This window comes from Bradyrhizobium sp. USDA 376 (genome assembly GCF_054063675.1).
Map to the genome: position 1 here is coordinate 8,433,510 of NZ_JBSSGN010000001.1, position 11,608 is coordinate 8,445,117.

Sequence of the window (11,608 nt, forward strand, 5' to 3'; positions counted from 1 at the left end):
TACCCTCGTTCACGCTGCATTTCCATATCAAGCCGCTCTTTCGCCGACGGCGCGAAACGCCCTTGCCAGCGCCTGCCCGATTGCCGCCCTGGCCTGCAAGGCATCGGCCACGACATTCCCCATGCGCAGGAATTCATGGATCATGCCGGGATAGACGTGCAGATCGACGGGAACGCCGGCCGCCTCTAACCGCGCAGCATAGGCGCGCCCCTCATCCACCAGGGGATCGAACTCGGCGAGCACGACGAACGCGGGAGCCAGGCCAGATAAATCGTTCGCCGCAAGCGGCGCGAAGCGCCAATCGTCGCGATCTGACTCATCGCGGAGATATTGCTGGAGGAACCAATCGACGGTGCTGCGCTCCAGGAGATGACCGGAGCCGTATCGCTCGTAGGACGCGGAGGTCTGCCGCGAGCTTAAGCCAGGATAGGCGAGAACCTGAAGCACCGGCTGCGGAAGACCTCCGTTCGTCCTCGCCTCGATCGCGAGCGCGGCGGCAAGCGTCCCGCCTGCGCTGTCGCCGCCGACGGCAACGCGGCGCGCATCGAGCCCGATCGCGCGGCCCTCGCGACCGATCCAGGCGAGCGCATCGACGGAATCCTCGAAGGCCGTCGGAAATTTGTGCTCCGGCGCCAGCCTGTAGCCGACCGACAGCACGGCTGCGCCGCTGTCCTCGGCGAGACCGCGGCACAATGGCTGATGCGAATCGAGGCTGCCGACCACGAACCCGCCGCCATGCATATAGAGAAGGACCGGCATCGGACTGCGATCGCTCGGCGCCGTGCTCGCGTAGAGCCGTGCCTCGATCATCGCGCCATCCCGCGTCGGCAGCGAGAGACGGTGCTCGTAGCCAAGTGCCGGCGGATCGACATCGAGCAGCGGCGAGGATGCATCGAAATCGGCCCGCGCCTGCATGGCGGTCAATTGCGGAAACGGAATGCGCGCACCGCTTTCGGTGCCGGCCTGCACCATCTCGAGCAGTGCGGCGATATCTGGATCAAGACTCAAAAGTTCACTCCGCCGGTTCCGGAACCGTATCCTGCACGATTGTCGACGCCGGCGCCGGCGCGAACAGACCGCAGATCTCATCGAGCAGGCCAGCATCCTTCAGGATCGTGAAATGGTTGTCGCCTGCGACGCCGCGATCGATCGCCGTCGGCAAGTGCGTTTCCAGCCGATCACGCTGCGCCAGACGAACTGACGTCCACCAACAGAGCGGCGCGACTGCGAGGCCGCGCGGCAGCGCGGTGTTCTGCGCCAGCCTGTTGAGATGCCGTCCGACTGCAAAGGCGGCGGACAGGTCGTCCGCGCCGAGCGACGCATCGTCTGCCCTCACGCTTCTGCCCTGCTCCACAACAGCTGCGACCAGATCGCGAATGCTCTCCGGCGTCTCCGGCAGGTCAGCATGTTTCGCTGCTTCGACCAGCGCCTTGATGCGGGAGGCCGCAGCGTTCGGAAGAACCGCCGACAGCAATCCGGCGAGATCGTCGGCCCAGTGAGCAATCGCCTCCTGCCGGCCCGATCCGTCCGGCTGCCGGGGCACGAAGCTGTCGACCATGGCGAGACAGTCGACGCACTCACCCCCGCGTTCGAGGTCGGCCGCGACGAGACTGGCGAGAAGCCCTCCCAGCGACCAACCGACAAGGCTGTAGGGGCCGCGCGGCTGCATCCGCCTGATCTCGGCCGCATAGTCGACGGCCATGGCTTCGAGCGAGGCGTCGGTCCACGACGGATCGACCAGCATTCTCGATTGCAGTCCGATCACCTGCCGCCGCCCTTCGAGGCGGCGCGCCAGCGGCCCATAGTCGAAGACCGTGCCGAAACCACCATGGACGCAGAATACCGGGTTCACACCGCCAACCGCGGCATTCAGCGGCAGCAGCGCCGACGGTGCCGGCGCGACGACGGACTCTGCGGCGGCGTTGCCGGCGAGCAGCGCACGGATCGTCGGCTTCTGAAGCAGGTCGCGCAGCTTGATCTCGATCCCGAACGCCCTGTCCTGACGGAGCCGCGCCACGACCTTGAGGCACAGAATCGAATTGCCGCCAAGCTCGAAGAAATTGTCGGTGACGCCGACCTGCGGCACCTTCAGAATTTCGGACCACAAGCGAGCCATCGCAATCTCTGCCGGGCCTTGCGGGGCGACGAAGCTCCGCATCGACGCGTCGGGAGCCGGCAATGCACGCCGGTCGATCTTGCCGCTCGACAATGTCGGCAACCGCTCCAGCACCATGATCCGCGCCGGCACCATATAGGCCGGCAGGATCTGCTTCAGGAAGCCGGTCAAGCGCTCGACCAGCGCCTCGGCCGCCTCGGGCGCGGCGTCGCCTGCCGCCTTCGGTGCGACATAGGCAATGAGCTGATTTCCGGCTGCGCTTGGCACCGCCACCACCGCCGCCTGCGCGATCGCCTCGTGACGGAGCAGCGAGCTCTGGATCTCTCCGAGCTCGATCCGGAAGCCGTTGACCTTGACCTGGTCGTCGCTGCGGCCGAGGTATTCGACGGTGCCGTCCTCGCGCCACCGCGCCAGATCGCCGGTACGGTACAGCCGCGCTCCCGGCACCGCCGAGAAGGGATCCGGCACGAACCGCTCCGCGGTCATACCCGGCTTGCCGTGATAGCCGCGTGCCAGCCCGAAGCCGCCAAGGTAGAGCTCACCGGCGACACCGGCGGGAATGATATCGAGCGCGCCATCGAGAATGTAGGCGCGGCGGTCACCGACCGGCACGCCGATCGGCGCATAGGGCGTGTCGCAGTCGGACGCGCCATCGACCTTCCAGACCAGCGGCGTGACGACGGTTTCGGTCGGGCCATAGCCATTGATCAGAATGCGCGGCTTGAGAACGCGCCTGACCTTGTCGAAGCCCGCCTTCGGCATCGCCTCGCCCCCGAACGAGTAGAGCTTGACCGGCGGCGGGTTGCCGTTCTGCTCGACGCACTCCGCGACCTGCTGGAGATAGGCCGGCGGCAATCCGATATGGCTGACGCGATGGGCGTGCAGGTTTTCGACCGTCTGCTCCGGCGTCCATAATTCGGCGTCACGCATCAACAGCCGCGCGCCACGGGACAGAACCGTCAGCCAGCGCTCATGGGCCCCGTCGAAGGCCAGCGACAGGAAATGCAGCTCGCAGGAGCCTTCGTCGATCTCGTAGAGGCCTCCCGTGACGTGACAGTGCATGGCCAGCGGCCCATAGGCCACGGCGACGCCCTTCGGCGTCCCCGTCGAGCCCGAGGTGTAGATCAGATAGGCAAGATTTTCAGGATGCAACTCGGGTTGCGGCGGATGGTCGGGTCCCGCGTCGAAATCGAACGCGGACAGCGAGATTGTTTCGACACCATCCGGGCTGCCCTCGATCTCGAACCGTCCCGTCAACAGGAACGCGATTGCGGCATCGCGCATGACAAAGGCACGCCGTTCGGATGGCAGCTCGGGATCGAGCGGAACGTAGGCCCCGCCTGCCTTGAGGACGGCTAGCAGCGCGATCATCGTGATGTCAGTCCGCTCAACCACCACGCCGACGCGCTGCTCGGGTTCGAGCCCGCGGGCGATCAGGTGATGGGCCAGACGATTGGCCCTGCTCTCGAGGTCTCCGAACGAGAGCACCGTGCCGCCGATGGTCAGTGCCGTCCGCTCCGGATGGCGCCGCGCATGGCCGGCGATCGCTTCGTGCACCGGCGGCAGCGGAGCGCTCTGCGTAGCGCTACGATTGCAACGATCCGCAAGGGCGGCGTCGACTTCCGTGACGGAATCGATGCTGCCGAGCAGAGCGGCGGCGTCCCGTGTCAGCTCCGCCAGCAAATGCTCGAACTGCGCCTTGATCTGCGCCGCTTGCCCTGCCGTAAGATGGCTCGGCATATAGGTGTATTCGACCTGAAGCGTGTCTTCGACGAGCACCGACAGGTCCATCGGATAGTTCGTCACGTCGACATTCCTCAAGCCGCTGAACTGCAACGCTCCGCCGCCGCGGTGCATGCTGCGTTCGATCGGATAGTTCTCGAATACGATGATGCTATCGAACATCGTCTGGCCGGCGCGGCCGGCCCAGCCCTGGATGTCATAGAGCGGCGTGTGCTCGTAATCCCGGATCGCCGAATTGCGATCCTGCAGCGCGCGCAGCCACTCTCCGATGGAGTTCGCGGGCGGAAGTGTTTCGATCACGGGCAGCGTATTGATGAAGAGCCCGAGCATCTGCTGCGATCCGTCGAGACCGGCCGGACGACCGGCCACCGTCACGCCGAACGTCACGGTGTTCTGGCCCGTATAGCGCTGCAACAGCAGCGCCCACACGCCCTGGACGATGGTGTTCAACGTGATCCGCTCGCGGCGTGCAAATGCCTTCAGCTCCGCGGTCGCCGTCTCTCCGAGACGTGTGTAACAGCGTTCATGGCCCGATGCCTGATGGCGGCGAGCGCCGAAGGCATCGGCAAGCTGCGTCGGCTGGACGAAGCTCCCGAGCTGCTCGCGCCAGAAGGCTTCGGCTGCCCCGGCATCCTGCGCCAGCAGCCAGGCGATGTAGTCGCGGTAGCGCGTCGCGTTCGCAGCAGGCGTGCCGCCGTAATAGCATTCCAGGGCTTCTCCGACGAACCTGGCCGAGCTCCAGCCGTCCATCAGGATATGATGATAGGTCCAGATCAACCGATACAGGTCATCCTGAAGTCGCAGCAGCCGCACCCGCTGTAGCGGCGGCACCTGGAGATCGAACTCGGCGGCGCGCTCATCAGCAAGGGCAGCCGCAATCCGTTCGTCGCCGATCGTCTGCCCGCGCCAATCCTCTTGCTCGAACGGCACGACGGCGTCCCGATAGACGGCTTGCAACGGAGAGCCGGACAGCTCGCGCCACAGGAAGCCGGTCCGGAGCATCTGGTGGCGCGCGCTCACCTCGCGCCAGGCTGCGCCGAGACGTTCCGGATCGAGGCCCCGGATCTCGACACTGACCTGGTTGACATAGACGCCGCTGCCGGCATCGCGCAGGCTGTGAAACAGCATGCCCTGCTGCATCGGGGACAGGGGGTAGACGTCCTCGATGCGGCTCCAGTCCAGACCAAGCCGTTCGAGCTGCTCGGCGGACAGCCCCGCGAGCGAGCCGCGTCCCGATGCCGGGGCGTCCTTGTCGGAGTCGACATCGCGGGACAACGCAATCAGCGCCTCGATGGTCTGATGCCGGAACACGTCGCGTGGCTCGATGAGCAAACCTTCGCGCCGCGCGCGACTCACCATTTGCAGCGAGATGATGGAATCTCCGCCGAGCTCGAAGAAATTGTCGGTGACGCCGATGTTGGGCTGGCGCAGCAGGTCGGCCCAGATCGCAGCCAGCGCCGCCTCGGCCGGCGTGCGCGGCGCGACATGCTCGAGAGAAGTCGCGAGCTGATCCGGCGCCGGCAGCGCCTTGCGATCGATCTTGCCGTTCGGCGTCAGCGGCAGACGCTCCAGCACCACGATCCGCGCCGGCACCATGTAATCCGGCAGCACCGAAGATAGTGCCGCCTTGAGCGCCGCCCCGTCCAGCGCTTCGCCGCTGACATAGCCGACCAGCTGGCGGCCAACGCCGGCTTCGTGCGCGACCACCACGGCCGCGCGTACACCATCCTGTGCCAGAAGCCACGCCTCGATCTCGCCGAGCTCGATGCGGAAGCCGCGGATCTTCACCTGGTGGTCGGCGCGACCGACATAGTCGAGCACGCCGTCGGATCGCCACCGCGCCACGTCGCCGGTGCGGTACAGCCGCGCGCCCGGTGGGCCGAACGGATCGGGGATGAAGCGCTCGGCCGTCAGTGCGCCACGCCGCCAATAGCCGCGTGCCAATCCGTGACCGCCGATATAGAGCTCGCCGGCGACGCCGACCGGCGCCAGATTGAGATCGCCATCGAGAATGTGCAGCGTGGTGTTGCCGATCGGACCGCCCAGCAGCGGACGATCGTCCGCCGCATCGAGCCGGTGGCGCGCCGACCACACCGTGGTCTCGGTCGGGCCATACAGGTTCCAGACCTCGCCGGCCTGCCCCACCAGCCGCCGCGCCAGATCCGCCGGCAGCGCCTCGCCGCCGCACAGCACCCGGCAGCTCGCCGGCAGCGAAGGACCGTCGTGATCGAGCAGCATCCGCCAGGTCGATGGCGTCGCCTGGATCAGGGACACGCCGTGCCGCTCCACGATCGCCTTGAGCTTGGTCGGATCGTGCGCAGCGGCACGATCCGCCAGCACCACGCAGGCGCCGATCGTCAGTGGCAGCCACAGCTCCAGGACCGCGATGTCAAAGGATAATGAGGTCAGGCCGAGCACGCGGTCGTCGGCCCTCATGCCGGGCCGCTCCGCCATGGTCGCCAGGAAATTGGTCACGGCGTCGTGGCGGACCATCACGCCCTTGGGCAGGCCGGTCGAGCCCGAGGTGTAGATCACATAGGCGAGGCTCTCGCCATGAACCGCGACATCGAGATTGCCGGCAGCGCCGCCGTCATGGTCCTGCGCGTCGAGCAGCCAGGCCTCGGCCCCGGTCTCCTCCAGCACGGCGGCGAACTGATCGCGCAGCCCCTTCTGCGTCAGCACCAGCGCCGTGCCGCTGTCGCGCAGCATGTGCGCGAGCCGCTCGGGCGGATAATCCGGATCGAGCGGCAGATAGGCCCCGCCGGCCTTCAGCACGGCCAGCAGTGCGACCAGCATCTCGACGCCCCGCTCGAGCGCCAGCCCGACCACGATGTCGGTCCCGACGCCGCGATCGCGCAATCGCCGCGCCAGGCGGTTGGCACGCGCATTCAGCGCCGCGTAACTCAGCTCCGTCTCGCCGACCACCAGCGCAATCGCTTCCGGTGACTTCCGGACCTGCGTCTCGAATTGTGCGACGAACGACACCTCTCCCGAATATTGCGCCTGCGTCCGATTCCACGCCCTCAGCAAAAGCTGGCGCTCCTCGACAGGCAGGATGTCGAGCTGCCGGACCGGCGCGCGCGGCGCATGTTCCAGCATCTCGGCCAATTGATCGAGTGCCTGCTGCATCAAGCCGCAGATATGATCGGCCGAGAACGGACGGACGATCTGGGCGGTCAGGCCAAGCGCGTGGCCATAATCCTCGACGGCCAGCATCAGGGGATAGTTGGTGCGCTCCTCGCCACCGAGCCATTCGATGCCGGAGCCGTCCCTGTCGGCGGTCAAATCGGCCGGCATCGCATTGTGCCGGTAGTTCAGGATCGCGCTGAACAGCGGCGCCGGCGCCGCGACGCCGCTGCATCGTTGCGCAAGCGCCAGCGAGGCGTGCTCGTGCGCCATCAGTTCGCTCAGCCGCCTATGCGCATCGCGAACACTGTCCTCAACCGCCGTGTCATCGAGGTCGAGCCGCAGCGGCAAGGTGTTGATGAACAAGCCCATGGTGCGATCGCCGCCGGCACCGGCTCGCATGCGTCCGAACAGGACAGTCCCAAACACGACCTGCTCGCGTCCGCTGGCTCGCGCCACTACCTGTCCCCAGGCAACATGGCAAAGGCTGGCGAGGCTGACGCCCAGCCGCCGCCCCTGCGCACGAAGCCTTGCGTTCAAGCCTTCGGGCAGGATCCGCCGGGCTTCCACAATGCCGCCGCCGTCCCCGTGCACCCGGTCCAGCCCAAACGGCGTGGTCGGCTCATCAATGTCGGCGAGCATGCCTCGGAAGAAGCGCTCATGTTCCGCGGCCGCCGCCGATCCGCGCGACTGCGCCACCAGATTCCGGAACGGATATGGCGGCGGCAACGCGTGTCTCCGCCCGGACAAGATCTTCCCAACCTCGTCGTGCATCACCTCCAGCGTAGAGTGGTCGCCGATCAGGTGATGCAGCAGGATCAGGAGCAGCCAGCGTCCTCCCTTGGGATCGGCGGCGGCCGCAAATCGCAGCAGCGGTGGCTGACCAAGGTCGATCCGATGGAAACGTGGATCGAACCGTCGCGCGAGCTCTTCATCCGCAGGGCCATCGCCATCCAGCACGACCTCGCTGACAACCAAGGACGCCTGCCGCCAAACCACCTGTGCCGGCGTGGACAGACCGTTCCACACGATGGACGTGCGCAGAATGTCGTGGCGCTCGATCACCTGCCGGACCGCGTCGAGATAGCCATCGAGCAGGTCGCGGCTGGCAAATGCCATCCGGCCGACCAGCAGATATGGATCGCCCTCCTTCGACAACAGGTGGTGAAAGAGGATACCATCCTGGAGCGGCGACAGGCCGTAGATGTCCTGGATGTTGGCGACGCCGCCGGGAACTCCGGCCACGATGCTGTCGATGTCGGATTGGGTTAGCGCGATCAACGGCAACAATTCGGGCACAATCGCTGTGGTCTGCCGGGTGATCCGGTTGACCGGAACGTCGGCTTCCCCGCCGTCACCGAGGCTCGCAGCAAAGTCCGCCAGCACCGGCTTTGCGAACAGCATGCGGGCGTCCGCTCTGAGCGCGTGCCGCTGCAACCGCTCCAGCATGCGGACCGCGAGCAGCGAGTGGCCACCGAGCTCGAAGAAATGGTCGCTGCGTCCAATCCGGTCAACGCCCAAAAGCTCGGCCCAGACATTCGCGACGATCTGCTCGACATCGCCTCGCGGCGGCTCGAAGCGGCGTCGCGCAAATGCATCGTCCTCCGGCGCCGGCAGCGCCTTGCGGTCGACCTTGCCGTTCGGCGTGAGCGGCAGTGCGTCGAGGCGCACGAAAGCCGACGGCACCATGTAGTCCGGCAGGCACGCACGCAGATGATCGCGCATCGCGCCGGCAAATTCACCGGCATCGAGCCACGCGCCGCCGTCGCGACGCGCGGCCACATAGGCGACCAGCCGTGCGTCACCACCATGATCCAGGAGCACCAGCACAATTGAATCGGTCACGTCGGCGTGCGCGTTGAGCCGAAACTCGATCTCACCGAGCTCGATCCGGAAACCGCGGATTTTGACCTGCTGGTCATTGCGGCCGAGAAACGCGATATTGCCATCCGGCAGATAGCGCCCGAGATCGCCGGTGCGATACATCCGCGCAGCAGCATCGCCGTGGAAGGGATCGCGCACGAAGCGCTCCGCCGTCAGGTCGGCGCGGTTGAGATAGCCGCGCGCAACCCCGACTCCGCCAATGTAGATTTCGCCGACCGCGCCGAGCGGAACGGGCGCACCGAACTGGTCCAGAAGATAGATTCGCGCATTCGGCAGCGGACGACCGATCGGGGCAGCGTCGCCAACAAAGCCCGGCGGCCGCAGCCAGCTCGTGGCGCAGACCGTTGCTTCCGTCGGCCCGTAACCGTTGAAGACGGCAACGCCGGCAGGCACTCCCTTGATCAGCTCGGCCTTGGGCAATTCACCGGCCAGGACGAGGACCCGCAGCGAGGCCAGGCGATCGAGGTCGGTGCGCCCGTGCAGCATCGCCGGCGGCAAGGTCGCATGCGTGATCGCGTTGTCCGCGAGGTAGCCGAGCAATGCCGACGTGTCCTGATGCTCTCTCGTGCCAGCCAGAAACAGCGCGGCGCCCGAGCACAGCGCCATGACGATTTCCCAGATGCTGGCATCGAAACTGAACGAGGCAAACTGCACGACGCGACTGTTCGAATTGACGTCGAACAGCGTCCGCTGCGCCAACGCCAGATTCACCAGGCCGCGGTGCTCGACCATCACCCCCTTCGGTCGACCGGTCGAGCCGGAGGTGTAGATGATGTAAGCGAGGCTTCGCGAGGTAAGTCCTTTGACGGGATCACTCGGATCCGATGCCGCCTGCCCCGTGACGGTGGATGCGTTCGCTTCCGGATCGACGATCTCACAGGTCCCATCCGAGACTATCGCGCGTCGCGCGTCGTCAGCGATCAGCACTTTCGGCCTGGCGTCGTCGACAATCTGACGCAGCCGCTCCGCCGGATAGGCGGGATCGAGCGGCAGATAGGCACCGCCCGTCTTCAGCACGGCCAGCAGGCTCACTACCATGGCAATACCACGGGGCAAGCAGATTGCGACGGGCTGGTCCGGCGCCACACCCAGAGCCGTCAAGCGCCGCCCAAGCCGGCTCGCTTTGGCATCGAGTTCGCCATAGCTCAGACGAACATCCTCGTAGACCAGAGCGATGGCGTCAGGCGCCCTTCTCACTTGCTCCGCAAACAAGTCGTGAATGCAGCTTTCGGACGGAAAGGGTGTGGTGGTCTCGTTCCACGTGTCGAGAAAGCGCCTGCGCTCCTCGGCACCAACGATATCGATCCGATCGACCACCTGGTCCGCATCTGCAACCATGGCCCGCAGCAAGGACAACAGATAGTCCCGGTGGCGCGTGATCGTCGCCTCGTCGAACAGCTCGGTCGCATAGTTCAGGCAGCCGACGATACGTCCGTCCATCTCGCCCAGACCAAGCTCGAGATCGAACTTGACCTGCTGGAGCGGGATATCGGCAGCCTCGACCTTGAGGCCGGGCAGCTCGAGCGTCCCCGCCTCGTTGCTCTGCCAGGCGAACACGACTTGAAAGACCGGCGTCTGCTCCAGCCGTCGCGGCGCCTGAGTGATCTCGACGACCTGCTCAAACGGGAGATCCTGATGATCCTGCGCCGCGAGCGCCACGGCGCGCACGCGGCGGAGCAGTTCAGTGACGCTGGGTTCGGCCGAGAGATCGACGCGGACCGCCAGCATGTTGACGAAGAATCCGATCAGGCCCTCGATCTCCGGCCTGTTCCGGTTAGCCGTCGGCGTTCCGATCACGATATCCGTCTGCCCGGAGAGCCTCGACAACACCGCCGCCCAAGCCGCGAGCACCGTCATGAAAGTGCTGGTGCGATGCGACTGGCTCAGTCGCCGGATGCCGGATGCGAGCTCTGCATCGACCTCGACCGGCAAGGATGCGCCGGCGAGCGACCTGATCGGCGGACGCGGCCGGTCGGTCGGCAATTCGAGCACGGCAGGGGGATCTGCGAGCGCCTGTCGCCAATAGTCGACCTGCCGCTGCAATCGCTCGCCCGATAGCCAATGTCGCTGCCAGGCGGCATAGTCCGGATACTGGATTGCCAACGCGGGTAACGGATCGTCCTTGCCGGCGGCAAAAGCCTGGTAGAGAGAACCCAGCTCACGCACGAGCACGCCGATCGACCAGCCGTCGGAAACGATGTGATGCTGGGTGAGCAGGAAGAGATATTCCCTCTCCGCCGTCCGGATCAGGCGGCCGCGGATCAATGGTCCTGCGGTCAGATCGAACGGCGTAGCGGCCTCCTCGCGGCAGAGACGCGCGAGCTCCTGCTCGCGGTCGCTCCGGCCGCGCAGATCTTGTTCGAGCAGCGGCACGCATTCATGAGCGGGCAGCAGCATCACGCACGGCTGTCCGTCGACCATGCGAAAGACACTGCGCAGCGCTTCGTGGCGCGCGAACAGACGGCCGATGCTCCGACGCAGCACTTCGACATCGAGTTCGCCCGAAAGCCGCAATGCTCCGCGAATGTGATAGCTGGAATTGGCACCATCGAGTTGCGCCAGCAGCCAAAGCCGTTGCTGCGCGAAGGACATCTCCAGAGATCCGTCCCGCGCCACCAAAGGAATCGCCGCAGCGCCGCTTCTGTCGGCATTCCGGCCGCGGTCCCTGGCCAGCGAGACGAGCTTTCTCATCTGCGCGGAATCCAGATCTCGCAAACTCGGCTTTGCCGTGTCAGCCAT

At 66.1% G+C, this 11,608-nt stretch carries 2 protein-coding genes; both read right to left on the bottom strand.

What is annotated here, in order from left to right:
* Window positions 1-27: 27 nt before the first annotated feature.
* Window positions 28-1,008, bottom strand: a complete 981-nt coding sequence (locus tag ACVJ19_RS39745) for an alpha/beta hydrolase (protein ID WP_453954486.1) — start codon at window positions 1,006-1,008, stop codon at window positions 28-30.
* A 4-nt stretch (window positions 1,009-1,012) separates the two neighbouring features.
* The gene (locus ACVJ19_RS39750; RefSeq protein ID WP_453954487.1) at window positions 1,013-11,608 is read right to left on the bottom strand and encodes an amino acid adenylation domain-containing protein; all 10,596 of its coding nucleotides are present in this window, start codon (window positions 11,606-11,608) and stop codon (window positions 1,013-1,015) included.